24 protein-coding genes are annotated in these 24,444 nt (G+C 46.6%); 6 read left to right on the forward strand and 18 right to left on the reverse strand.

What is annotated here, in order from left to right:
- Nucleotides 1-55 precede the first annotated feature (55 nt).
- Complete coding sequence (locus L1N85_RS08915; RefSeq protein ID WP_268818212.1) at nucleotides 56-961, reverse strand: glycoside hydrolase family 127 protein; 906 nt, start codon at nucleotides 959-961, stop codon at nucleotides 56-58.
- Nucleotides 962-1,446: 485 nt separating this feature from the next.
- On the opposite strand from L1N85_RS08915, the gene L1N85_RS08920 reads away from it, so the two are divergent.
- Entirely contained in the window at nucleotides 1,447-1,605 is a 159-nt protein-coding gene (locus L1N85_RS08920; protein ID WP_235237202.1) for a hypothetical protein, read from the forward strand.
- Nucleotides 1,606-2,205: 600 nt separating this feature from the next.
- Nucleotides 2,206-2,910 carry a GT-D fold domain-containing glycosyltransferase gene (locus L1N85_RS08925; RefSeq protein ID WP_235237203.1) on the forward strand — a complete coding sequence of 235 codons (705 nt, stop codon included), beginning with the start codon at nucleotides 2,206-2,208 and terminating at the stop codon, nucleotides 2,908-2,910.
- Nucleotides 2,911-3,011: 101 nt separating this feature from the next.
- Here L1N85_RS08925 and L1N85_RS08930 read toward each other — a convergent pair whose 3' ends face one another.
- From L1N85_RS08930 to L1N85_RS08960, 7 genes are all read right to left on the reverse strand, one after another.
- Entirely contained in the window at nucleotides 3,012-3,236 is a 225-nt protein-coding gene (locus tag L1N85_RS08930) for a helix-turn-helix domain-containing protein (protein ID WP_006040330.1), read from the reverse strand.
- 185 nt (nucleotides 3,237-3,421) lie between these two features.
- The gene (locus L1N85_RS08935; RefSeq protein WP_235237204.1) at nucleotides 3,422-4,423 is read right to left on the reverse strand and encodes a glycosyltransferase family 2 protein; all 1,002 of its coding nucleotides are present in this window, start codon (nucleotides 4,421-4,423) and stop codon (nucleotides 3,422-3,424) included.
- A gap of 18 nt (nucleotides 4,424-4,441) precedes the next feature.
- Nucleotides 4,442-7,687, reverse strand: a complete 3,246-nt coding sequence (locus L1N85_RS08940; RefSeq protein ID WP_235237205.1) for a phospholipid carrier-dependent glycosyltransferase — start codon at nucleotides 7,685-7,687, stop codon at nucleotides 4,442-4,444.
- A gap of 158 nt (nucleotides 7,688-7,845) precedes the next feature.
- A complete protein-coding gene (locus tag L1N85_RS08945; protein ID WP_235237206.1) occupies nucleotides 7,846-8,571 on the reverse strand; it encodes a glycosyltransferase in 726 nt (241 codons plus the stop codon).
- Nucleotides 8,568-9,881, reverse strand: a complete 1,314-nt coding sequence (locus L1N85_RS08950) for a nucleotide sugar dehydrogenase (RefSeq protein ID WP_235237207.1) — start codon at nucleotides 9,879-9,881, stop codon at nucleotides 8,568-8,570. The genes L1N85_RS08945 and L1N85_RS08950 overlap by 4 nt, the downstream gene beginning before the upstream one ends.
- Nucleotides 9,882-10,020: 139 nt before the next feature.
- Nucleotides 10,021-11,163 (reverse strand): hypothetical protein, encoded by a 1,143-nt coding sequence (locus L1N85_RS08955; RefSeq protein ID WP_235237208.1) that lies wholly within the window; start codon nucleotides 11,161-11,163, stop codon nucleotides 10,021-10,023.
- A 235-nt stretch (nucleotides 11,164-11,398) separates the two neighbouring features.
- The gene (locus tag L1N85_RS08960) at nucleotides 11,399-12,124 is read right to left on the reverse strand and encodes a YhcN/YlaJ family sporulation lipoprotein (RefSeq protein WP_235237209.1); all 726 of its coding nucleotides are present in this window, start codon (nucleotides 12,122-12,124) and stop codon (nucleotides 11,399-11,401) included.
- A 93-nt stretch (nucleotides 12,125-12,217) separates the two neighbouring features.
- Here L1N85_RS08960 and L1N85_RS08965 point away from each other — a divergent pair, with 93 nt between their 5' ends.
- From L1N85_RS08965 to L1N85_RS08975, 3 genes are read left to right on the forward strand one after another with little or no spacing between them, the layout of a single operon-like run.
- Complete coding sequence (locus L1N85_RS08965) at nucleotides 12,218-12,418, forward strand: hypothetical protein (RefSeq protein WP_235237210.1); 201 nt, start codon at nucleotides 12,218-12,220, stop codon at nucleotides 12,416-12,418.
- Complete coding sequence (locus L1N85_RS08970) at nucleotides 12,385-12,567, forward strand: hypothetical protein (RefSeq protein ID WP_235237229.1); 183 nt, start codon at nucleotides 12,385-12,387, stop codon at nucleotides 12,565-12,567. The genes L1N85_RS08965 and L1N85_RS08970 overlap by 34 nt, the downstream gene beginning before the upstream one ends.
- Before the next feature lie 7 nt (nucleotides 12,568-12,574).
- Entirely contained in the window at nucleotides 12,575-12,793 is a 219-nt protein-coding gene (locus L1N85_RS08975) for a 3-oxoacyl-[acyl-carrier-protein] synthase III C-terminal domain-containing protein (RefSeq protein ID WP_235237230.1), read from the forward strand.
- Nucleotides 12,794-12,808: 15 nt separating this feature from the next.
- On the opposite strand, the gene L1N85_RS08980 is transcribed toward L1N85_RS08975, so the two are convergent.
- The 10 genes from L1N85_RS08980 to L1N85_RS09025 all read right to left on the reverse strand — a co-directional run bounded on the left by L1N85_RS08980 (nucleotide 12,809) and on the right by L1N85_RS09025 (nucleotide 23,249).
- Complete coding sequence (locus L1N85_RS08980) at nucleotides 12,809-13,048, reverse strand: hypothetical protein (RefSeq protein WP_235237211.1); 240 nt, start codon at nucleotides 13,046-13,048, stop codon at nucleotides 12,809-12,811.
- 2 nt (nucleotides 13,049-13,050) lie between these two features.
- Nucleotides 13,051-13,368: a hypothetical protein gene (locus L1N85_RS08985; RefSeq protein WP_235237212.1), complete on the reverse strand. Its 318-nt coding sequence runs from the start codon at nucleotides 13,366-13,368 to the stop codon at nucleotides 13,051-13,053.
- Nucleotides 13,368-13,712: a restriction endonuclease subunit S gene (locus L1N85_RS08990; RefSeq protein ID WP_235237213.1), complete on the reverse strand. Its 345-nt coding sequence runs from the start codon at nucleotides 13,710-13,712 to the stop codon at nucleotides 13,368-13,370. The genes L1N85_RS08985 and L1N85_RS08990 overlap by 1 nt, the downstream gene beginning before the upstream one ends.
- Before the next feature lie 27 nt (nucleotides 13,713-13,739).
- Nucleotides 13,740-14,030: a nucleoside-diphosphate sugar epimerase gene (locus L1N85_RS08995; protein WP_235237214.1), complete on the reverse strand. Its 291-nt coding sequence runs from the start codon at nucleotides 14,028-14,030 to the stop codon at nucleotides 13,740-13,742.
- A gap of 138 nt (nucleotides 14,031-14,168) precedes the next feature.
- The gene (locus L1N85_RS09000; protein WP_235237215.1) at nucleotides 14,169-15,437 is read right to left on the reverse strand and encodes a glycosyltransferase family 2 protein; all 1,269 of its coding nucleotides are present in this window, start codon (nucleotides 15,435-15,437) and stop codon (nucleotides 14,169-14,171) included.
- 366 nt (nucleotides 15,438-15,803) lie between these two features.
- Complete coding sequence (locus tag L1N85_RS09005; RefSeq protein WP_235237216.1) at nucleotides 15,804-20,159, reverse strand: WIAG-tail domain; 4,356 nt, start codon at nucleotides 20,157-20,159, stop codon at nucleotides 15,804-15,806.
- Between the two features lie 172 nt (nucleotides 20,160-20,331).
- Nucleotides 20,332-20,787 (reverse strand): dTDP-4-dehydrorhamnose 3,5-epimerase family protein, encoded by a 456-nt coding sequence (locus tag L1N85_RS09010; protein ID WP_235237217.1) that lies wholly within the window; start codon nucleotides 20,785-20,787, stop codon nucleotides 20,332-20,334.
- A 30-nt stretch (nucleotides 20,788-20,817) separates the two neighbouring features.
- On the reverse strand, nucleotides 20,818-21,546 hold the full coding sequence (locus tag L1N85_RS09015; protein ID WP_235237218.1) for a glycosyltransferase family 2 protein: 729 nt from the start codon (nucleotides 21,544-21,546) through the stop codon (nucleotides 20,818-20,820).
- Nucleotides 21,537-22,298, reverse strand: a complete 762-nt coding sequence (locus L1N85_RS09020; RefSeq protein WP_235237219.1) for a glycosyltransferase family 2 protein — start codon at nucleotides 22,296-22,298, stop codon at nucleotides 21,537-21,539. The genes L1N85_RS09015 and L1N85_RS09020 overlap by 10 nt, the downstream gene beginning before the upstream one ends.
- Before the next feature lie 147 nt (nucleotides 22,299-22,445).
- Entirely contained in the window at nucleotides 22,446-23,249 is an 804-nt protein-coding gene (locus L1N85_RS09025; protein WP_235237220.1) for a glycosyltransferase family 2 protein, read from the reverse strand.
- A 323-nt stretch (nucleotides 23,250-23,572) separates the two neighbouring features.
- On the opposite strand from L1N85_RS09025, the gene L1N85_RS09030 reads away from it, so the two are divergent.
- Entirely contained in the window at nucleotides 23,573-24,229 is a 657-nt protein-coding gene (locus L1N85_RS09030) for a class I SAM-dependent methyltransferase (protein ID WP_235237221.1), read from the forward strand.
- Nucleotides 24,230-24,444: the final 215 nt, after the last annotated feature.

The following is a 24,444-nucleotide window of genomic DNA, read 5'->3' on the forward strand; positions in this document are numbered from 1 at the left end:
CAAACGAATGGAGTACAATATGCAGCTCACGGAATCATTTATCGGATATACTGGTCTAAGACCGGATCCACACTAGCATTTCGCCAGCTCCGCGGTTAGCCCATGCGTAATACGGTACAGCCTTGATGGTAACAGGCATCTCGCTATATTTCGCCTTCTTATAAAGCTCTCCTTGCCAGTTGGAATGATCGCTGCGCACCGCATCACCGGTAATGACGGCAACGCCGCCGAGAAGCTCAGGGTCAAACTTTGCTTGAAGCTCGGCATGGTGGGACAGGCATATATCCTGCAATATTGCCCCGTTGTCAACTTCTTCAAGACAATATACGACAGGACCGCGCTGCAGCGCCACTTTACCCGCATTTACGCGTACGTTTGGATTGGCCTGAATTCGCTCCACAGGCATCGGCAGAACGATTTCCACCTGATCTCCCTCACTCCATACTCTCTTGACTTCAGCATATCCTTTGTTCAGTACAGCGTCAACATGGATTGCTTGTCCGTTTACTTTCAATTGAGCTCCGTCGCACCATCCGGGGACCCGCAAGGCCAAGGTGAATTCAGCCTCTCTCTCCGGCGAAACGGTAATCTGGATCTGTTCATCCCACGGATAATTTGTCGTCTGCGTTAACTTGACATGTTGTCCTGAGGCTTGGAACTGAGTCTCGCTGCCGACATACAGGTGCACATACGCCTTGTCCCCGCTTTGTGAATAAATATACTTTCCAATGGAAGCAATAAGTCTGGCGATATTCGGAGGACAGCAGGCGCATCCGAACCATTTTTGACGGACAGATTCCACATGCATTTTATCGGGGCGCTTGCAGGCATCCGGCCAAACTTCCAGCGGATTGACATAGAAGAAGCTCTTGCCATCCAGCGACATGCCGCTGATGGTGCCGTTATACAGCGCTCTTTCCATCACATCCGCATACTTGCTGTCAGGATCGAAGGGGAGCATCCGTTCAGTACAGGAATCATCTATTATTGGTTTCCTAATTGTTCAATACCACTCTTTTTTTAAGTGTCCTTGACATAGGGTCCAGATTAATCCTCACTCAGAGAAAAACTGCCCTAAATATAAAATTCATAGTGTCTTAATATGACAATTGATATACCTGGTCATGGTCAATCCTTTGGAACGTAAATAGGCGACGAAGCGCTGTCTTAGACCTCTTCACAGAATAGCGGTCATTTACGCTCATTGAATACCTCATTCTTGAACTTCAGGTATTCGTCGTAGCTACCTGAGACAACTCATTTCTATGGTGGGAAAATTGTTCAACCAATGAATAAATCAGCACATTAATATGAATTTCAGTCTGACCAGTGTTGCTGTTAAATATTTTTTCCAGAAGGGAATACCTGAGATCAACAACTTTGATGTCGTTCCCACATTACGGCGACTTGGAATAGGCAATGCTTTAATATAGGCGATTGAACAAATTGCGTTCAAGAAGTACGGAATCGTTGGAATCGGCGTGGGGCTATATACGAGCTATGGAAGCGCGCAACGAATCTACGCGAGGAGAGGCTTCATTCCGGACGGCAGAGGAATCACGTATGCAAATGAACCCGTCGAACCCGGCAGCTCCGTCCGCGTAGATGACGATCTAGTCTTGTATATGATTAAAGAATCTCTATTCATCGAAAATCCAAGATGAACAAGAAGCCGATGAGTTTATGGAACTGATCAAGTTGTCAACAATCCAAGCACTGCCCGAATATAATAACCGGCAAACATGGATTGAAAGGACGAAGCGGATATGCCAACCAAAAGTTCACGGTTCTTATCCGGTATGCGAAAGCTTCTGAGGGTCATAATTATCATCCTAAGCCGGATACTTGTGCTCTTATTAACCAAAAGGGATACGTTTACGACAGTTTGCGCCATCGCGTGGCTGCCATAACGAAATCCTCGCCCCCATTTTATACATTGATATACAAAACTAGAGAGTATCTTAAGGAAAAAGATACAGTCTTCCCGGCGGACATCCTGCCGTCATTAAGCTTAAACATGAAATCCTGAATAAGAACGGAATGCGGAACTATATGGTTGTTGTACATCAACGAAATACATTAAATCAGAGATTGCTGTCCAAGCGAAAGTTCGAGGCAAACCGGTCGAAAGTAAACGCCGTATTGAAGAGATTTATATGAGCGCCCGTTCTTTATGACGGTTCATATTCGAAAGGAAGGAATATAATGTCCAGAGAATTATCGATATCCGAAGTCATCATGCATTTGAAGCTGGCCTTGGAACATAAGAGACCGTTGTCTTTGATCAGAATTGGCGACGGTGAAAACATCGTACTGGCACAAAACTCGGTATGGCCGCTAGTAAAAGTTCTGAAGCAGCCATGGGCGATCAGGTCGAAAAGAGGGGAGAAAGGAATATCTCTTCCAAATTTAAAAATCAGAAACCAGATGGTTCAGTCCATTCGAAAAGCGACTATCGTTGGCATACTTCCAAATAACGATCGAATGATCGCGGCTCCCCAATATCTGAAAAGAAGATTGACCAATCGGGTTTTCCGACATTTTAAAATAAAACCGAACCTAACGTGTAATGCTTGCATAAACCGGATTATACCTCACAAGCCATCGTTCTGGAATATTCTCAAGGAAAAAAGAATCCTTATCATTAATAAAAATCCCGATCATATAAAATCAATCCTGGAGAGGCATCCCTATAACCTTCATGTGACTGCGACGATCCCCTTTTCTCATTACAGACAATTGAATCATACCTTAAAAAAAGTAACAACAATGAAAAACACATTTGACATCGCACTTATTTCATGTGGCGTAAATGCCGTAATTCTTGCACAAGAGGTAGCCGAATTAACCGGAAAAATTGCGATCGATTTTGGTAAGGCTCCTAAGGTGATGAAAGAAAAATATAAATAAATCATATCGCACTTGTTATGTTGGCGTTACGCTTACCATTTGATCAAGCTCCACACAAAACAAGACAGCATACCTCTATGCTGTCCGATAAAACTGCTATGTTAGATTTGTAACTCACCAAGCTTGATTAGCTCGACAACCGCTTGTGAACGACCCTTTACGTTCAGCTTTTGCATGACATTGGAAATATGGTTGCGGACAGTCTTCTCGCTGATGAATAGTTGTTGAGCAATATCTCTTGTTGTCTTATCCTGTACCAACAGCTCGAATACCTCGCGTTCACGATGCGTCAATAAAAACTTGCTCTTATGGTCGCTGCCCTTCAATGTTTGTCACCCCTCCTTGCGCGGGTTTTTATGGTTTAACAAGGTTAAGGGATACAGTCAAATTATAGTATGAAGGGGCAATACCATTGGTGCTGTAAACGATGAAAATGGGCGGCATAATGTCAGATCTTGGCGTGTATAATTAAACGATGGGCAGGATTACCGTATAATCTCTAACCTCCCAGTCAGACATATTCCTTCACACGCTCAGGGTCACTTTCTCCCGCAGTATCCGGCCCTTCTTTCTCCGAATAGCCCTGCACCTCGCGCACGATGTACAGCGGCCTGTTTTTGGACTCATCATAAATTCGTCCGATATATTCGCCGATAATGCCTAACAGCATAAGGATGATACCGTTAAATAATAAATTAACCGCCACAATGGAAGCCCAGCCCGCCACCGTATTGCCCGTCACTAATTTTTGAAAAATGACAACGAGCAAATATAAAAAGCTGGAGATGGACAACGTGAAGCCTACATAGGTCGCAATCTTAAGCGGTTTGTAGGAGAAGGACGTAATGCCGTCAACCGCGAAGGCGATCATCTTCTTCAATGGATACTTGGTTTCGCCGGCAAAGCGTTCCTCGCGCTCGTACTCGACCATCGTTTGCCGAAAGCCGATCCAGCTTACTAAGCCGCGAACGAAGCGATTTTTCTCCTTCAAGCCCCGCAGCACGTCGCATACTTTACGATCGATTAAACGAAAATCGCCCGTATCGACGGGAATATCGACATTAGTCAAGCTGCGCAGCGTGCAATAAAAGATTTTCGCGGTCGCCTTTTTGAAAGCTGACTCTCCATTACGCTTCAATCGTTTGCCGTATACGACCTCAAAACCTTCCTTCCACTTCGCGATCATCTCTACGATAACCTCGGGCGGGTCCTGCAGATCGGCGTCAATTACGATGATCGCATCCCCCTGCGCGTAATCCATGCCTGCGGAAATTGCGATCTGATGGCCGAAATTTCTGGAGAAGTTAATGAGACGGACATTCGGATCAAAATCGCAAATCATCGAAATCATTTCAACTGTGCGGTCATGACTGCCATCGTTTACGAAAATCAGCTCATACGGCTCCTCCATACCATCCATTACCCGCTTTAGACGGTCATATGTATATTCGATAACCTCTTCTTCATTGTACATGGGAACGATAATGCTGTACTTCACGGTCGATTGCTTCATTTCAAATAACTCCCTTTTTTAAAATAACCAGCTCGGGAACCAGCGCAGCACATGCTCTATATACCGGCTTTGAACCGTCATGCCGGACAAAGCGGGATAGAATAGGATAAACAGCAGAATAGCAGCAGCCACAATGATATGCCGCACCGGCTTAAAGCTCGGACTCTTCTCTTCCAGCAGCTTGAACGTGTAGACCAGGCTAAGAATGATGAACGGCACCATCGCAAAATAGTGATAAAGGAACGTTAGCCGCGTCACCAGCATCCAAGGCACATACTGAGCCAAGAACGCAATCCATACCGTATACATAGCTTTATCTTTGCGCTTGACGCTCATCCAAATCGCAGCCGCCATTGCGAAAATTCCCGACCACCATACGACCGGATTTCCCATCGCAACGATCGTCGACTTAACCCCTGCCGGCATATGATCGCCCGAATAATACCATACGGGCCGCTTCATGAACGGCCACTCCCACCAAGAGGATGAGAACGGATGCGTCGAAACGAGATTGCTGTGATAGCTGAACATATGCTTCTGATATTCAATAAAGCTCTTGAACGTATATCCATCGTTCATAACCGTTAATACCGGTATATACGATAAGGCGTAAATCCCGAGCGGGATGACCAAATAGAACGCCAGACAAACGGCCAGCGTAATGATCGTATTGCGCGGAAACGCCTTAACGATGTGCTCAAGCTTCTCCTTCGCGTATTCCTGCCCACGCTTCAAGCCCCTCCGCAGCACGCGCTTAGCGGCCGCATATTCCTTGTAACGCTCAAATAACGAGAGGCCCAGCATGACCGCGAGGCCCGCTCCCCCATAGAGCACGATCCACTTGGAGGCGACGCCGATTCCGAAAAACAGCCCGGCCAGAAATAACGGTATAAGCGTGGCGCCAAGCCGTACCCGATAGAAGCTAAGCGTATAATAGTTATGCATGAAATAAAACATAAGCATAATGAAAAATACGCCATACACGTCAATCGTCGCAATTCTCGTTTGCGTAAAGTGCATGAAATCAACGGCGAATAAGGTAGCTGCAAGACCGCCGTACAGACTGCTCTTAAACAATTTTCGGGCGAATGCGTACATTAGGGGCAGCATCGCAATGCCGAACAGCGTGCCGGCGATGCGCCATCCGAACGGATGCAAGCCGAACAGCTTCATGCCAAGCGCTATTATGAGCTTGCCAAGCGGCGGATGCGTGTTCTCATAAGCGATGATATGCTCCAAATGCTCATAGGCCGTCCGCGCATGATAAATCTCGTCGAAATAGGAACCGTTCATGAAGCTGGCTTCATACTGCGCGAGCTGCTGCTCGTCAAACAACAGCGATACGCTGCCTCTTTTGGAATCCTTCGCATACTCTTCATCTATATCGACGATTTGAAGCGGCATTTTGTTGCCCTGCTCGTAAATAGCCAGCTCGTGCATGGAGAAGCCGGATTGCACGGCCGTCAGCTTCACATAACGCGCTTGCAAAGCAGCCGGCTGAATGTTCCACGCAAATACGGCGACATGACTGCTGTCAATCTCCATCACATTGTCCCAATCGGTACCATTTTGACTAAATTCGTATTTGTACTTGCCCGTGCCTGCGCCTCCGAAGCTAATGATTCGGTCAAGCTGCTTGACCTCGCCGAGGTCGACGAAGAAGCTTTGCGAGGCTGCTCCGGGCTGCCAGACGGTTTGCGGTCCCTTCATATCTCCCAACTGATACAAGGCAACAAGCGAATAAACGAGCGTAACGGCGCCCATCCACAACCAATCCTTGCGTACAAGCCTCCTGCTCTCCCGCTTCGCTTCCGCCGCCTGACCGTCCTTATATCCGACTAATGCATCAAGCTCAGATTCGGCTTGATCCCGCTCGGGAACCGGTTCAATGTGCATCGCACGACCGCGTATATAGTGATCATATCCGATATACAGCAAGTAAAGAAGCAATCCGCAATTGGCCATAGAGCATAATAATACGATTCCGTTAAACGGCACATTCGTGCTTACTTTACTATAATCCAGCACATAAGCGATATTGATATAGCTTGAGAGACTATAGCCGAAATAAACAAATAACATTCTGCGGTCGAGCGATTGTATGAAAGCAAGCAAGCCGAGCAGCAGAATGGGGAAAATGTACCGCTCATGCATTTTCGTCACGCCTATAAAGACGATAGCAATCAATATCATCGCTAGGAAGTAGGACCGCTTCGACGCTTCACCGTTACGCCTCTTCAGAGCGAAAAACACAGCAAAGGCTGCCGCCGCCAAAATAAACACCGCTCCCCATGTCTGGAACGAAAGCAGCAGCCAAGTATCCGGAAGCGGCTTCCAATTCGCACCGCTTAACGCGTAAAGGTTGAAAGCATTTAACGTTGCATTCGGATAAGAAGACAGCGTCCCCTTGTACAGATTAAATAACGCAGGCAGTCCGCCATTGCCCCAGAAGAAAGGCAAAGCCAACAGAATGAACGTCGTTAAGCCGTAAAAGACGCTGACCGGTACTGACTTCCAAGCGCGTCGGTAAATAAACCACAGCAGCAGCAACGGCATAAAAATAAAAGCCTGCGGTTTAATTAAAGCTGCGATGGCATACCAAATGGATGCCCGCTCGATTTTATTTTCCGAAAGGCCATGGATAGCCAACACCAGCGCGAGAGAAAAGAGAGAATCTGCCTGCCCCCAAGCGGCAGAGTCGACGATAACGGCCGGATTGAACAAGTAAAGCAAAGAAAGTCCAATCGAAAACGGGTAGCTTGTCTTTCTTTTAGCCATTCGAAAAACAAAATAAGCGGCCGCCAGATCGGCTAATATCGCCGGCATTTTAAATAACAGCCTTGCGGCATTTGAAGCGGAATCAAGGTCAAGCATGCTTTTCAGCGAGCCTAAGACATAAAGGACATAAATATAGCCAGACGGATAATCCACGAACATACCTGAATTGTAAAAACCGGAAAAACCTTGCTTTACCGCATGATCCGCCCAAGCCATGAATAAAGAGATATCATTCGCATAGCCCGGGCTCGTTACGGCTATTCCTATGCGAAGGGCAAGCGTTCCTATAAAGGCTATGGCCATCCACAGCTGTTGCAGGTGCAGCTTCTCATCCAGCCCGCTGCGGGCACGAAGCAGCTTGTTATAGATAAGAGCAAAAAACAGGCTGAACAGTATCGCGATCAATAAGAGCGTGAGAACGGATTCGCCGGAGGCAGCAGGCTCAGCGGCACCGGTGCCTGGCCCGCTAAGTAATATGTTCATCATCGTTCCGGTTCCACCTCATATCGTGATTAATACGATTTCTTACATTAAGTTACAACCTAACTCTATTAGATATCAATTAGATGGTCAATGTAATTAACAAAAAAAAGACACCTGATCGGCGCATGTTCAATTGCTTGCCATCTTTATATTTGCGTGTCTCATCTATTAACCATTTCTTGAAACCGCTTAGTCCTCGTTATCGTTTTTGCCCTTAATAATCGAATTGTCCTATCGCTAACTTTCCACGTATGCGTCCTTTGATTGGCACGTCTTATGACTGCAAAGTGATGAGGACCGGTTGACTCCATCCTATACCCCTTTTTGAGACTGTCCTTCAGAAAGCGCATGTCCGACCCTTTACGCAAATCAGAAAAAGAAACGCCCGGGTACATTTTTTTTTTGAACATAATCGTAGCTCCGGCCACCCGGTTTTTACTCGGCATTTTGGCCAACATCAACTTTGCCGATTGCTTGAAATACATATAAAACTTATGCTTCCCTATAATATCGGCATCGGTTCGGTCAAATTTTTTCATCGCTTCCGACAAATAAAGAGGCGAATAGTAATCATCGTCATCGAATTTAGCAATGATCTCATGTCGAGCCTTGCCAATCCCGTAATTCAGGCATTTTCCGAGCGGCCATTTTTCGGAAAGCTGATAGATCGACACATGACCGAGGTTCTTGGATTGCCGTTTATAGCGCCCGATGCTCATTCGGTCGTTATTTAATATGACGATGAGCTCTTTCACCTCCCACTTCTGCCTCTTAAAATTTTCAAATAAATTCCGGATACACTCCGGTCTATTAGTTGACGTTATAATCGTTACCCCTTTAGATTCATTCCGATCTGTCAGCTCCGAGGCTGTCCCGGCTTTTTTCAAGCTTCACCACCGCCAAGTCTTAGTACTTTGGCTTTACTTGTTGCACCATAAGTCACATTGCGTGTGTCATAAATGAAAGATGCGTGCTCCAATAGAAGCGGCAAAGGCAAACTGGAGTGATCGGTTGCAATGATGATGCAATCCATTTTCTTAACGGTTTCTTCCGTCAGCGGTATGCTTTCCAGCTTATGCCCCCCTGCATGTATGGAAGGAACGTAAGGATCATGATAGGCTGCGTCAGCCCCTTCGAGCTGCAGCAAATGAATGAGCTCAATCGAGGCAGATTCCCTGTAATCCGCTATATCCGGCTTGTAAGCAGCCCCGTACACTAAAACTTTCGCATTCGCCAGTGTAAGGGGAGATAAATGCCGCTTAAGCTGCTTAATAATATACATCGGCATCTTATGATTAACCGCTTTGGAGATCTGAATAAAATCAGAATTCATTCCGTACTGATTAATTTTCCATACCAAATAAGATGGATCTACTGGAATGCAATGTCCCCCGATCCCCGGACCTGGATAAAAGGCTTTAAATCCAAAAGGCTTCGAATTGGCCGCCTCAATAATTTCCCATACGTTTAAACCTAAAGCATCACAAATCATAGCCAATTCGTTGATAAACGATATGTTGATCAATCGATAGGAGTTTTCCAGCAGCTTCGTCATTTCAGCTGAGTCAGTGGAGGAAACCGAATGGACATTAACAAACAGATGCCTGTATAATTCCTCTACTCTGTTCAAGCAGACTTGCGTAACTCCGCTGACTACTTTCGGTATGTTCTCCATCTGGTACTCCTTATTACCCGGATCCACCCGCTCCGGCGAGTAAGCCGCAAAGAAGTCCTTCCCAACCTTCAATCCAGATTTACATAAATGAGGAAGCAAAACCTCTCTAGTCGTTCCCGGATAAGTCGAGCTTTCCAATATAATGAGCTGCCCCTTCCTCAAACGATAGCTAATTTCCGCAGCTGCTTCAGTCAAGCAGCTTAAATCTGGCGTTCCGTGCGAAGTTAGCGGCGTAGGAACGCATAGGATGATTGCTTCTGCAGCACTGATCAAACTGTATTGATCCGAAGGAATGAGCCGCTGTGAAGCAATTGCAGCTTGAATATCCTTGTTTGCAATATCGGTAAAATAGCTAAGTCCATTGGTAAGCATCTCGATTTTACTACGATCCAAATCAATTCCCTTCACGTGAAAGCCTTTCTGTACAAACAGCAAAGCTAATGGAAGGCCCACATAGCCAAGCCCTACAATAGCTACAGTACGTTTCAAACCATTCGTATCTTTATTTCGTACATCGCCCATATTCTATGATCACGCCTTCTCTCTAATAGAATTAGTTAGCTGTGATAGTATATGAGTATTATTTTTAATAGTTTGGACAGTTTGATAAAAAATTAATAAGAATCGCATCTGTTCGTTTGCTATTTGGCGGAGCTGCCATTTATCGGGTCCGACGGGTATTTTTTTGACGTTTAGACCTCATTTTAACGAGTCTGGACTTTCTTCTTTTGAGCGGATTAAGCCGTGTTTTATGCTTTCTCGTGTTACGCGGCTGATGGGGACCTGAATTCAATTCGAAAGAGTCTAGTACACTGCTCGTATTAAAGTATGAATTAGATAATAAAAATGGGTTCTCTATCTCAGGATTATCATAATAATTTTCGCGGAAAATCTTTTTCGTTCTATCGCTGATTCGTTCTCCGTTATAGAAAAAATCATAGCTCCATGGCATGGTTCCGATTGAATCCTGCCCGAGTTCTTGCAATTCTTTGGAATATCGGAAAAACAGGTCGTTATAAAGTTCACTTTTGCTTGTTTCCAACCAAGAGGATGCCTGTAATAAATCGCTCGTAAAATGGAGACATCGAAGCGGTTGATGGTCAATAGAATACGTTCCCCGTTCAGCTTGAACGATATTCCACCGTTCCATTATATTACAGGCATTAACGTTATAGCCGACATGGCGTAACGTATAAACGTCATCGAAGAAGTAATGGGATCTTTCCAACCATATTTGATCCGCATATTTGTTTTGCTCATGGTCATAATATCCGTGATGCTCGCTAAGCTTGCTCCACCACAACAAAAATTTTGCCGCTTCCGGATGCCTTTTTAAAGAAAGAAAGGATGAATTGCACAAACCTTCATCTGGATGTTCAGACGACCATACCAAATCAATCGATTCCGGTTTCACTAGATTTCCTGTAACCAGAATAGGATGCATCGCTGCAATGGCAGGAAGCTCATCAAATGGCGTCAGCACTTTCATTTCTGCGTCCAAATATACCAAAATATTCTCATCAACATATTTACTATATATATAGCTCATCACTATTGCCTTGCAAGCTCGTGCCGCTTCCAAAACCGTATACTGAAAAAAAAACTTGTTCGGATTATTGGATCCGCATATTTCCTTCATTAGAATGACCTCATCGAAAAAAGGACAATGAAGCGCTTCGCCAGGCATCTTATCTTCTATTATACCAACAACAACTCTAGTTTTAGGCATATGTTCTTTGACTGATCTTGCCATGGCCATCGCTCTAGGCAAATATCCGCCGCTTGCAATCGTTCCAATGATCATGCTAAACCTCCCGCTCTATTTCTTTATAGTCGATTGTCATTCACTGTTGTTTGACCATCTCCTCTAATTCCATATTTTATGTTTAGGTAGAATGATAGGAAACCCTAGTGTTCGTCTAAATTTTATATTGAAGCCATAATAGGTTAAGTATAATAGTTTTGGAAAATAAGAAAAACGGCCAAGGGAATAACATTCCCAAAGCCGTTGTATTCAAGGTCTTTTTATTGCGCCCGTTTTAGTCATAAATCATTCGTTTATCCTTGATGCTAGTGCTCTTTGCCTTATTGTCGCCGGATTTCGCCGGAAATATCCGTTCCGCCATCGCATTAAATTCAGCGATGAAACCCTGAATTGGATGTCCAAGCTTCACATCATTCATATAGGCATTCATTCGACCGACAAAGTCGGGATTCGCCGATACATATACGTGTTCAACGTTCGGTCTTAATCGTTTGACCTCATTCGCAATTTCATTCTTAATCTGATCGGTAAGCATATGATGTCCAGTGGATAAGCTGCTCATTTTCCTTTTCAATTCTACGCCCTCTTCGCCCATATACCCCGTGTTTGTACGGCTCATCAGCTTCGAATCGCCTTCAAGCCCGTTCTCGTCCAACGAAACCGCAACGTACGCATTATGATCGGTCAGCATGACGTATGATGAATGGACAGGATCCAGCTTCGTAATGGCCTCTGCTATTTGCCCGCTCATCTCCATCCGGTAATTTTTATGAGAGCCTATGACATTATTGCTGTTTAGCCTGCGGCCATTTACACGATTCTTTTCATTCATTTGATCATCCGCAAAGCGCTTGTCCATTAACAGATTGCCATTAGCATCGTATCTAATACTGTTCGAGCGGATGTTTTTATTGCCTAAATCCCCCTGATTTTCCATACAGCCTGCCAGCATCGTACTAAGCAGAACACCCGCAGACAAAGCCAGGATTTGTTTGCGCATTAGCCATCCTCCATTTCGGTTTGATCAGGCTTCAGGCCCCGATCTTAGCGTTCGCCATTACCGCTCGTCCTATTCATCTTAGCATTGACAAAAATGAATGGATCGATTAAATTAGTAGCAACTACTGAAACCTTACATTCTGCCATCCACTCGAATGCCGTCATAACAGCAATTGGCACATACGTTCCCGAACGAATTTTAACGAATGCCGGCCTCGAGAAGATGGTCGAGACGAAGACTACACCGATCGTACGACCTGCATTCTTTTTGGAGACGACGCAGGCGCATTCTTAGTCGAAGCATCAGAAGACGGTCACGGTGACATACTATCTATATATTCGAATACCGACGGCTCACAAGGCCTATGTCTCCAAAGGGATCGGTCAGTTGCTGGAGCGAAGCAAGCGGACGGTATCCGATGTCGATTGGTTCATACCGCATAGCGCAAATATGCGGATCATTGAAGCGCTTTGTGAGCGAACCGGTTTCTTGTTTGATCAAACGCTGACCAGTATTCAAGCATTCGGCAATACATCCGCTGCTTCAATTCCGCTCGCTATAGATGAGGCTGTCAAAACAAGCAGAATACAACCAGGGCAGCTCATGCTGCTTTACGGCTTCGGAGGAGGGTTAACGCAAGCAGGAGTTATACTTCGCTGGTCGCTTTAGGATATACAAAAAAACCTAAGGCCGCTGCTCATATGCGGCCTGATGGCCGTCTTCAAAGCCTTTGGCGAAGCCTGTATTGTAGCCGTCATTGAACGTTTGACCAAATCCGGCTTGCTCATTTTCTTTCTGCGTTAATCTCTTTCTGTTTGCGGGGTTGCGCCGCTGGAGCATCCTCTTGTTCCGATTTATCCGTTTACGAGGCACTGCTGCGGTATTACTTCCGTTGGATGCTGATTTACGTTTGCTCTTCGGCAACCTTATCGCCCCCTGATTAATCTCGCATCATCGTCCCCCTTACAACGTATAAGCGCAACTGAGGCTTGCAGCCACGGCTCCGCCGGTGTGCCCCGCCTTTTGACTCGCCTGCGCCAGGCTAGCCCCGTTACTGTCTCCGCAATCGTTTCCTGCAAATCTGTCAACGATCGCACATTATCACGCAGCAGCTTAGCAGACTCAGGCGAGCTATCGACGACATCGGCCATGCTGTCTAATATTCGGGCGAGAGCCTGCTGACTTTTCGCGAGCGAGAACAAGATGGCTGCTCTTGCTTCACGTTCCATCATATCGGTCTGCATTATTTTTTATCTCCGAAGGTAAAGCCTTTACCGAAAGAATCTCCCGAGTTGCCGAAGCTCTCTTCGTCATCCTCGTTCTGCGGTAATACGGCTTTAATGATAGATACCATACCTTGATTCAACTTGGTAATGCCATCGATGACTTCGATGACCTGGTCATGCATTTGCAAGGACTGACCTAACTGTGTCTGCTGGGAGCTGAAGCTATGACTATGCAAATGGTTGCAAAACCAACTTCTCATTTTCTCGGCTTCTGAAGCCTTTGCTTCCAGCATGACCGCTATGTTCCATTGCATGTTAGCCGTGGAGCTAAGCATGCGTAAATACGCTTGTTCGCGATTCATTTCCGCCACAGCCTCCTCTTGCAGTCGTTATTCCTCCGCGTCCGCTTCCTTAAGCTCGCGAATGACAAATGTTAATTGCTCGGCGATCGTTTCCTGAAAGTCGGCAAAGCTATTTAAGTAAGCGACAATATTTTGCGCTATGCCCTGCGTATTTTCAATGATACCTGCCGTACCTCCAAAATGAGGATTCTCATCTGGAAGCGCCTGTACGATTTGAGACAGCCGAACCGTCACATGACGTTCAGCATCCAAAACCCGGGCAAGCTGGTAAGTCGATTGGGACATATGATCCAGCATTTCCGTCACCATTTTTTCCATGGGTGCCTCCCATTCTTTCTGCTTCTACATCATATGCAATGCCTAAAGAGGTGATACTCGATTACAGTCTTAGCTCTGCTACGCAAAATGTTCACCCACTTCATCCGAAGCGTCAGTGTAGGTAAGTGGCGGGAGTGTTCATAATGACTGCCTTAGTAAGATCGGGGAGATAATGGGCGCACCTTCAGGAATCGCATCCAGCTCATCCTCTGTTATTTCTGCATGCTCACGAGCAAACAAAGACCATGCTTCTGCAGCGTAACGATTAACAATTAATCTTTTTACGCCATTCTCAATACAGTAGAAGCTGCCATCCATTTTTTCATAGATCTTTCCTTGCCGGGCTGTCGCTTCGGTTTGGATAGGCATTCCAATTGGCCAGCGCCATAAATCGATTTGAGAGAGTTGAATGATTGGCTGCCTCCATTCTCCCTCTATCGGTCTTCTACTGCCTTTCTCGATCCAGTAAATCGTTTCCCTCAAGCCTTTGACCGCTATTTGCTGTGGATAGAAATATGCCTCGCCTAGTTTTCTTCTGACATCGTACTCCGACGCCAGCATCGAGGATGGAGGAACGGATGAGCCTGCTATACGAGCGAGGAACTTGAGACTGAGCGCACTCCATTTATTCGAATGCTCGTGTTTAGAATCAATAGAATCCGCTTCCGCGAGCGGGCTTCTTTCATTCTCCTCTTCCTTCGATTCCAGATGGACATACACATCTTTCGCACAAATGAGAGAGTAGCCTTGCAGTCTTACCCTAAGGCAAAAATCCTCCTCTCCAAATGATGCATCCTGAAAGCCTTCATCCAAGTAACCAACCTTTTCGAGCAGCTCTCTGCGAAACAGCAAGCATTTGGCGGACAACTTCTCTGCAGGGTGCCAGCACGATTCATAGCTCTCATTATACGTTGGACCGACTATTCCGATCCCTTCATCGCTATTTAAACAAATCAGCATATTAGCCAACCAGTCTTCGGCAGGGCAAATCCGGTTACTGAGCAGCAAAATCGTCGTCCCTTTGGCCATCATGAAGCCTCTATTCGCCGCCCCGGTAAAACCGATATTTTCTGCTAATATACGATATCTCACTTGTCCGTCTAATTGCTTTAAGTAATGCTCGATGCCGTCCGAAGAGCCATTGTCAATCACGATAATTTCATAGGGCAGTTCGGTAAGATCCATGATGCCCTCAATGCATCTCTTAACCGATTCGACCTCATTGTGAGCGGGAATAATAATACTTGTACCTTCAAAAATATCATCATAGCTCGAAAAGCCTGCCTTCAAGCCTTGTTGATAGCCCTGCTGTGCGCCAGCTTTGTATCTATCCAATCGTTTTTTCACCGTATCACGCAAGCCGGCATTGCTATTGAGACGTCGGACCGGCCTTTTTTTTCGTCTCATAGATAGTCTCTCCAATCCCTCATATGGTTGGTCGGTATCATACGATATTGTATGTAGGGATGTGACACCCGCAACGGCGGGCGTACAGCTTTGGAATTAAAGCTAACTAGCCGATAAGACCAAACTCACTGCAAGTTACTGGAATTGCTCCAGTAACTTCACCCTTCCTAGCCACTTTCAGCTCGCTATGTAGGATTAATCCAATAACTTCGACCTCCCTAGCCACTTTTCAGCTCGCTATGTTGGATTTATCCAGTAACTTCGCCCTCCCTAGCCACTTTCAGTCGCGCAGAAGAATGATTAATAACCCAACAAAAAAAGGATTTTGACGCAGTCTGCTCGCGTTCAAAATCCTTATCTTACGTCTTATGATTTACCGATTGCAATCCAGTTAATGCTGCCCTTGGGCTCTTGACTGAATCGCGTGCGAATTATGATGATGGCTGCTTTATCGACTGCTTTCCATTGGACGGCTGCATAGCAGGCGGGATTGTCAGTTGTGACGGTTAAAACATAACGGTTATCTGTAAACGTTTCATCGAATGTAATGATTAGCTCGACCTGCTCGGCTTGAATTGCGAAGCTGTAAGGAGAAAGCCCGAACTGTTGCAAAACGACTCCGCTTGCCGAACTTGAGATAACTGGAGTAAAGTTCAATGCAGATATCTCAATAGACTTCTCTCGAATATGATTGCTTGAAATGGACTGGTCTGCGATATGCTCGGCTTGTATGGTTGCTAAACCAAGCTTGTATTCGGGTAACACACCGGGTGCCAACTTATCAGCAGAAACACTTCCAGCTGCTAGATGTTCTGTGCCTACACTTCCTTGCACCAGCTTCTCAGACGTTACGCTGCCATCCGACAGTTGCTCCGTTCCTACGCTTCCAAGCGCCAGCTTCTCCTTCGTTACGCTCCCTGCGTCTAGTTGCTCGTAGCCTAAGATTCCGAACGCCAGCTTCTCCTTCGTTATGCTGCCATCCGTCAGTTGCTCCGTTCCTACGCTCCCAAGTGCCAGCTTCTCCGTCGTCACACTGCCTGCCGACAGTTGTTCTTCCCCTACGCTTCCAAGCGCCAGCTTCTCCGTTGTCACACTGCCTGCCGACAGCTGTTTTTCTCCTATGCTGCCCAGTGCCAGCTTCTCCGCAGTTACGCTTCCTGCCGACAGTTGCTTCGTTCCGACGCTGCCGAACGACAGCTTATCAGACGTTACGCTCTGGGCAGTCAGTTGCTTCGATCCGACGCTTCCCAGCGCCAGCTTTTCCGTCGTGACACTGCCCGCCATCAACTGATCCGTACCTACGCTGCCAAAATCCAGTTGTTCTGCTCCAACGCTTCCGAACACAAGCTTTTCCTTCGTTACGCTGCCTGCCGACAGATGTTTTTCACCTACGCTTCCAAGCGCCAGCTTCTCCGTCGTTACGCTGGCTGCAGCCAGTTGCTCCTCGTTTACACATTCGGGGGCGAGCTTCTTCCTCGTTACACTGCCCGGTGCCAACTGCGCCGATTCCACGCTTCCAAGCGCCAGCTTCTCCGTCGTGACACTGCCCGCCGACAGCTGCTCTTCGCCTACGCTTCTGAGCGCCAGCTTTTCCATCGTGACGCTGCCGGCTTCCAGTTGCTCCGATCCTACGCTTTCACGAGCCAGCTTCTCCGTCGTTACGCTGCCTGCCGACAACTGCTCTGTGCCCACGCTTCCCAGCGCCAGCTTTTCCTTCGTTACACTGCCTGCCGACAGCCGCTCTGTTCCAACGCTTCCAAGTGCAAGCTTCTCGCTCGATATACTCCCCTCCGCCAGATGCTCCGTTCGGATTGCAGCGGTTTCGATTTGCTCACTGCTAACCGATTTTGACGCCAATTTCTCGCGTGTGACAGCTCCTGCCTCCAACTGATCGTTTCCTATACTTTCGTAAGCCAGCTGCTTTCGGCTAACCGATCCCTGTCTTATCTTGCTGCCGGGAATACTCTCATCCGCTATTTTTTCGAACGCAAGCACTTCGCCTGCTAGATGTCCTAATGTAATCGTACCCTTGCGAATGTGATATCCTTGAATCGTATCAGCCTTAAAATGTTTGCCGGCTAACGACTCCAACTGAACATGCTCGCCTGTTACCGCCCCGTGAACAAGCTTCGCCCCGGTTACCGTTCCGTCTTGCAGCGCTGATTCACCGACACTCCCCGCCTGCAGATTTACAGCTTGCACGGCATTTGGCATCAGCTGCTTCGAACTGATTGACAGCTTCGAGATTTTATCGGATGTAATCGCACCCGCTGCTATATGCTCCGAGCCTACAGCACCTTGCTGCAGTGCAGCAGCCCCGACACTACCGTTCTGCAGCTGTTTTTCACCTACGCTGTCCACAGACAGCTTCTCCGCAGTAATGGAATCATCCACTAAATGAGTACCGTGTACGCTATTCTCGCCCAAGTGGATACCAAGCACAGAACCACCCGCTAAATGACGGCTTTGTACAGCCTCCTCCGCGATTTGTTTGGATTGGACTGAGCCTGCCGCCAGCTTTTCCCCCTTAATCAATTCATCCTGCAGCGCATCTGCCCCAATCGATTTCGGCATCAAGTGATTTGCTCCAATGATGCGATCCTGCAAATGCAAAGATTGAATCGCGCCATTCACGATATGTCGGGACGTTACGGAGCCATCGGAAAAATGATCGGATTGAACCGCATTCGACGCGATTTTTTCACTTATGACGCTGCCATCCGCAAGCTTCGAAGCTGTAACACTTACATCGGACAACTTGTCGGTAGTTACGGATTCCGGAGACAGCTTGAGCGAGTTTACGGCATAGTCCGCCAAATGATACGAGAAGACGACTCCCGGTCCGATATACCGCTCCGTCACGGCGCCATATGCCAGCTTATTGCTCGTTACCGCTCCATCCTGCAGATTTTCCGTATTGACGGCATCATTCACAAGATGCGCGCTCTTGATCGTATCGTCCTGCAAGTGATCTCCGTTAACCGCCTTCGGGGATATGCTCTCTTCTGTAACCGAACCCTGCGAAAAATGGTACGCTCGCAGAGAATTAGGGGCTATTTTCTGAGATGATACGATATCATCCTGCAAATGCCTTGACTCCACTGCTCCATTTGCCAGATTTAATCCTGTCACAGCGCCTTCAATCAGCTTGCTGCTTGAGACTGACTCGTCGGCTAGCTGCGCCATCCCTACTGCCCTAAGACCAATATGCTCCTCGCGAACCGCATTCGGCGCAAGCTTATATTCATTAATGATTCCGTCTTGCAAATGCTTGCTCTCAATAGCGTTCTTCGCCAGCTGCTTCGTTGATACCGAGTCCGCTGCCAAATGAGATTGGAGTACTTGCGCTTCAGCGATTTTGTCCGAAGTAACACTGAAACGGCTAAGATGACGGTTTAGCACCGCATCGTTGGACAGCTTCTGCGCATTCACGCTTTGATCGGAAAGCTTCGATAATGTAATGGAATGGTCGACAATTTTAATCGTGGAAACCGAGTGATCGGATAACTTAGCCGACGTTACCGACTGATCAGCGAGATGAGCGCTGTTGATTTGTCCTTTTCCCACATGCGCGCTTTGAACGGCTTCTTCCTTCAGGTGGGATGAAGACACCGAGCTTACCGCTAATTTTTCCGATTCGACTGCGCCCGTTTTCAGCTCCCTTGTTCCTACTGCCCCTTCCGCCAAGTGCTCGGCCGCGATTCCGCCTGGGGCCATATGCTTTCCCTGAATGATACCTGGAGCAACATGCTCGGCAAGCAGTAAGCCCGGCTTCAAATGAACGGCATCTATCGCTTCCTTAGCAATCTTGTCGCCTGTAACGGCTCCATCGCGCAGCTTGGAATGAGTAACCGCGCCGTCTGCGAGCTTTGAATTGTTGATGGCGTCATTAGCTAAATTTTCCGGGCGGATCGTTCCGCTTTTTATTTTGTCCGATGTTATCGATTGTTCGGCCAACAATTCCGCAGTAATAATAAATGGCTTCAAATGCTTGGCGTCAATTGAGCCGTCCGCTATTTTGTGCGAGCTAATCGTACGGTCAGCGAGCTTCTCCGACGTAATGCTTCCATCCTGCAGCTTGCTTCCATAGATGGAGTGATCCAAAATTTTATCTCCGGATATCGCGTTGTTCATCAAATGGTCACCGGTAATCGTCTGATGTGCAATTTTTGTAGAGTAAATGGCGCCATCCGCAATATGAATGCTCTCAACAGCATAATCGGCAATGGCACCTGATTGAACGCTTTCCGGTCCGAGCTTACTGCTGTCGATGGCACCGGGAGCAATTTTGTCAGCGGTAACCGCTAAGTCAACCAAATCGTCCGTATAAATAAAGGGAACTGGCGCATCCAGGCTTTTCTTTTCCTCAACCTTTTCCAGCTTCTCTTCCAAGGTTGGTACTGCTGCTGCTTCAACAATCTCTTCAGGCTCCTCAAGCTCTTTTAATTCATCAAAATCAAGCAAATCTGTCAGATCATCTGCAATCAAATTTTCTTCGCCGCTGACAGTTCCCGCCTCCATAGAAGCTCTAGCCGCATTCCCAGTATCAGTGGATTGGTTTTGATGCATTGGTGTTATCGTTCGTTCGGCTAAAGCACTTTTTATAGTTGCTTTCCTTTTGCTCACATCATCCAGCCACTTTAACTCGGAAGTATTTGGATTATCAACATAAAAAAGCGGCTTCCGCCCCTTCGGGCTCTTTCCTCTTCTGCTTTTTGCCATTGTCTTCTCCTTCTCCCACCTGAAATGTCATAGGCAATATATGCACTTACCTATAGGCTGGCTACTCTGGAGCAGACAAAATATCTTCTGCACGCTCACAGCACAAAAAAACCGCATGAGCAAAAAGCGCTCCGCGGTACATAAAATGAGTATTTCGGCTTTTATTCATCACCTACCGATTCTTTGTATTCCAATTAAAACCAATTGCCGGATCGTCATAAGCCATTCTATATTCGTCAGGATGCGCCGGATCATAAGCTTCATTGGTGAAATAGACAATGTACGCAGGCTTATGTCCAAGAACGCGATAACCATGCGCCACTCCCCTTGGGATAAATAGTAAGAATGGATTCTCTTCCCCCATATAGTAAACATCCGTTTGAGCAAACGTAGTAGAATCAGGTCTCATATCATGCAAAACCACCTGTGCGCTGCCCCATGGAAAATACCAAATATCATCCTGCCGGTGATGGTAGTGAAAAGCCTTGATCACACCCGGATAAGACATGGACATGGACGCTTGACCGAAGCTGCCGAATATAGCATCGTCTTCCCTCAATATCTCCATAAAATACCCCCGGTCATCACAATGCTTGACTAGCTTCTTCTGTATTACGCCTTCTATCATGACAGTTTCACAATCCCTTCTTTTACTCTTTCATATAAAGATGTGGGGGTCCACGCCCCATTTATCCATAAACTTCCGATGATTTTGTTGAAGAAGCCCTTTTACTGCCTCCTGTCCATCCTTGTTAAAACTGACACTGCCATGGTGGAAGATGAATGCGTCACCCGCAATCAACAAACGGTAACCCGCAAGCCGGGCACGATAGCAATAATCGTCATCTTCGAAATGTCCGGGTGTAAATCTTTCATCCATCAATCCGATTTTGTCCATCAGCTCTCTTTTAAATAGCATACAAATACCTACTAATCGTTCTGTTTCCTGCCACTTATTTGAATCAGGATTGTTATATTTAGCTGCCATATCATGAATGGTCGTAAACGGCTCCTGAATCTGCTGCTTCCCGCTTGCATAATTGGTAACGGGTCCGACTATGCCGATATCTTCACTGCTGTACAAGCTTCTCAGTAAATTGTCGAGCCAGTTTCGAGCTGCCATTGTATCGTTGTTAAGCAGCATCAAATGGTCTCCGACAGCTATGTTCAGACCCAAATTACAGGCAGCGGGAAATCCCCAGTTAAACGGCAGCGATACCATCTTCACTCTTTCTCTGGCACAATATTGTACGGATCCATCCTTCGAGCCATTATCAACAACTATAATTTCATACGGAACCGATGTATGCGCACGGATCGAGGCAATACAGTCTCTCAATAAGGTGAGTCCGTTATAATTGGGGATAATGATGCTGGTCATCTGCATGCGGCTTCCCTCCTTGTGTACTGCCTTTTTCGAACCTTATCAGGGAAATTAAGACGGTTGCCTGTATGCTGCATTGCCAGCTCGACAGCTTCGACATGATCTCCGACAATCATCCGAGCTACCGGATTATCCATTCCTCTATTATTTTTACGCATTTTGTTTTTGGATACGACGTTCACACTCGCAGGCGCTGCGATCCGTAAACCCGCCATTATCGCACGAACCTGCGCTTTTGGCGGAACCATCAGCTCTGAATACCCGATTTGCTCCACGACCGCTCTAGACATGGCATGAGGGACTGCCGTCATCGAATTGGCATGAAGATCCGATCTGTTTAACGAAAGGTTAAGAAAACGCTTCATAATCGTAACCGAATCCCAGTGCGAGAAGCTTGGTAAGTACGGAGTAATATTGTTCAAGGCGATGTCCGTTCCTTGATCGACAGCATGGATAAAGGGAACCAGATCTTCGGCGCGAACGGCGAAATCCCCATCCAAGAAGAGTAATATATCCGAATGGGACAGCTTCGCTCCAATCGCTCTTCCTACATCGTGTCCCAGCGGATCCGGATAATAAACAATCATTGCTTGGGAATGCTGCCTTGCTTTTTCCAGCGTTCTATCTCTTGAACCGTTCACGACAACAATTATTTCATTCAAGGGAAGTCGTTGCAGCTGCTCCAGTACGCTTACGATCGTTGCTTCTTCATTCATCACACTGACAATGGCGGCTACAGATCGGTTCGTTGGCATAAGCAGCCGGCCTCCAGCCGGTATGCCTGCAGGCTTTCTACGTATGGTTCTGCGTCGTTTTAGAGGTTTAATCAGCCGTTTTTTCTTCTTTAAAGGTGCTGCTCGAAGCTTCCTTCGGCCTCTTTTAGTCTTTTTCTTCAAGCTTGATCACCTCATCATCTCTCTGATCCTGAGCAGGTCAGGCAAATTTCCCCGCACGCCGGAAAAATCGGTAAGCCAATGAATGGCTTCCAGATGATCGCCTATGATTAAATCGCCGACGGGATCCAATCCCTTCTCCCTTCTTCTAACGCGGCTTCTATTTCTGAGACCGACTTGTATGAGGCGAGTTGCTTTTATGAGAAGTCCTCGTTGCGCGGCTATCGCTTGAGCTAATGGAGGAACAGCCAAATTCTCCGCCCCAATGATGTCAAGCGCTTTACGGCTAATCGCGTGCGGAATCGTTGTCATTGACGCTCCGTTCAAATCCATTCGGGATAAAATGGCATTCAGCGCATGCTTAGCCAATACAACACGGTGCACATTGGATACAGAGGTTATACCGTTATAGCTGTTCAGCGCCACATCCACACCCTTCTCAACCGCTTTGACAAGCGGGATGAACTCTCTCACAGGAATGATGAAGTCGCCATCCAGGAACAATATAATGTCGCCTTTCGCTTCCATCGCTCCTATGCTTCTTCCCACATCATGCCCCAGCGGATGATTGAACGTGATGACACGCGCACCTAAACGGGCAGCCGCTTCTTTGCTGCCGTCCGTTGTGCCGTTGGCGACCACAATCACTTCCGTATGCCGGTGAACCCGGTACGCTTGCCGAATCACCCCCGCCAGCGTTCGGACTTCGTTATATACAGGAATAATTACGGAAACCCTGGGAGTCTTCGAGCGGTTGTGATCCTGGACGCTGGAAACGTTTCGCTGGCTACTAGGCTTACGCTGTTTACTCAACTTGTTCTCAACTCCTGTTCCATGTCGAATTACCAGCTCTTTCTATTGTATGTGAATCCGTTAATAGGGACAGGGCTTATGCTGGCGTATGGAAAAACAGGCATGGGAAAAGAAAAGAGCCCGCAGGCTCTTATGGTTTCATTAGCTCTGTCTATTTATCTCTCCAGAATAACACCTCCATAGGTAGGATTTACCTCTATCATACCTATATAGATTGGTAACCAATTGCTATGGATAACCCAAACAAATTGCTCAAGATGCACATAAAATATTGGTAAATGACGGAATGTCATCAGTAGATGAACGGAAAGTGGGTATGAAAAATGCGTAACCTCCATGATTATTTTTTTGCAAATAACAATCGGTTAATGCATAAATGGTTGCACTACTTCTATATTTATGAGCGTCATTTTGATCGGTTCGTTGGGAAGCAAGTCAATCTTATGGAAATCGGAGTGTTTCAAGGCGGATCGCTTCAAATGTGGAAACATTATCTCGGAGACCGTGCGACGATATACGGCGTTGACATTGACCCCAAAGTCAAATTACTCGAGGAAGAACGTATTCAAATTCTCATTGGAGACCAGGGAAATCGGGATTATTGGACGAATATCAAACCTTCCCTGCCCGTCTTTGATATCATTATCGACGACGGAGGACATAGTATGGATCAGCAACGCATTACTTTCGAAGAAATGTTCCCGGTACTCTCACCACATGGTGTTTATGTTGTCGAAGACATGCATACAAGCTATTGGTCAGAGTACGGCGGCGGGTTCGAACACTCAGACAGCTTCATGGAATATTCCAAACGCTTGATCGACAAGCTGAACGCTTGGCATTCAAGGGATTCGCGACTGACGGTGGATAAATTTACTGAATCGGCTTGGTCGATGAGCTACTACGATAGCATCCTCGTCATCGAAAAGAGACCTCGCGTACAGCCCTCGTCTGCAGTTACGGGTACTCCCTCTTGGTAAACAAAGATTAGACACAGTCCTAAAAACCTGTACGAAGCTATATACAAATCACTGAAATCCTTCAGACTTATTCGATAATCTAGACGCCCGAAGTTTGGGCGTCTTTCTTTTGATTTTTCAGGCTATTCGCAGTTTAGCATGGGTTGTGTAAATCTATAAAACTTGGACAAGGGAATCGTATTCAGTTCAAATCGCTAGATTGTTCTCCACCTGAT

This window comes from Paenibacillus alkaliterrae (genome assembly GCF_021532375.1).
Classification (GTDB): Bacteria; Bacillota; Bacilli; order Paenibacillales; family Paenibacillaceae; genus Pristimantibacillus; species Pristimantibacillus alkaliterrae.

Bases quoted from the DNA above. Each gene is read 5' to 3' on its own strand.
- L1N85_RS08915 (WP_268818212.1), bottom strand. From the start codon at position 961: ATGCTCCCCTTCGATCCTGACAGCAAGTATGCGGATGTGATGGAAAGA.
- L1N85_RS08925 (WP_235237203.1), top strand. From the start codon at position 2,206: ATGTCCAGAGAATTATCGATATCCGAAGTCATCATGCATTTGAAGCTG.
- L1N85_RS08935 (WP_235237204.1), bottom strand. From the start codon at position 4,423: ATGAAGCAATCGACCGTGAAGTACAGCATTATCGTTCCCATGTACAAT.
- L1N85_RS08940 (WP_235237205.1), bottom strand. From the start codon at position 7,687: ATGATGAACATATTACTTAGCGGGCCAGGCACCGGTGCCGCTGAGCCT.
- L1N85_RS08950 (WP_235237207.1), bottom strand. From the start codon at position 9,881: ATGGGCGATGTACGAAATAAAGATACGAATGGTTTGAAACGTACTGTA.
- L1N85_RS08955 (WP_235237208.1), bottom strand. From the start codon at position 11,163: ATGATCATTGGAACGATTGCAAGCGGCGGATATTTGCCTAGAGCGATG.
- L1N85_RS08960 (WP_235237209.1), bottom strand. From the start codon at position 12,124: ATGCGCAAACAAATCCTGGCTTTGTCTGCGGGTGTTCTGCTTAGTACG.
- L1N85_RS08965 (WP_235237210.1), top strand. From the start codon at position 12,218: ATGAATGGATCGATTAAATTAGTAGCAACTACTGAAACCTTACATTCT.
- L1N85_RS08975 (WP_235237230.1), top strand. From the start codon at position 12,575: ATGCGGATCATTGAAGCGCTTTGTGAGCGAACCGGTTTCTTGTTTGAT.
- L1N85_RS08985 (WP_235237212.1), bottom strand. From the start codon at position 13,368: ATGCAGACCGATATGATGGAACGTGAAGCAAGAGCAGCCATCTTGTTC.
- L1N85_RS08990 (WP_235237213.1), bottom strand. From the start codon at position 13,712: ATGAATCGCGAACAAGCGTATTTACGCATGCTTAGCTCCACGGCTAAC.
- L1N85_RS08995 (WP_235237214.1), bottom strand. From the start codon at position 14,030: ATGGAAAAAATGGTGACGGAAATGCTGGATCATATGTCCCAATCGACT.
- L1N85_RS09000 (WP_235237215.1), bottom strand. From the start codon at position 15,437: ATGAGACGAAAAAAAAGGCCGGTCCGACGTCTCAATAGCAATGCCGGC.
- L1N85_RS09005 (WP_235237216.1), bottom strand. From the start codon at position 20,159: ATGGCAAAAAGCAGAAGAGGAAAGAGCCCGAAGGGGCGGAAGCCGCTT.
- L1N85_RS09010 (WP_235237217.1), bottom strand. From the start codon at position 20,787: ATGATAGAAGGCGTAATACAGAAGAAGCTAGTCAAGCATTGTGATGAC.
- L1N85_RS09015 (WP_235237218.1), bottom strand. From the start codon at position 21,546: ATGCAGATGACCAGCATCATTATCCCCAATTATAACGGACTCACCTTA.
- L1N85_RS09020 (WP_235237219.1), bottom strand. From the start codon at position 22,298: ATGCCAACGAACCGATCTGTAGCCGCCATTGTCAGTGTGATGAATGAA.
- L1N85_RS09030 (WP_235237221.1), top strand. From the start codon at position 23,573: ATGCGTAACCTCCATGATTATTTTTTTGCAAATAACAATCGGTTAATG.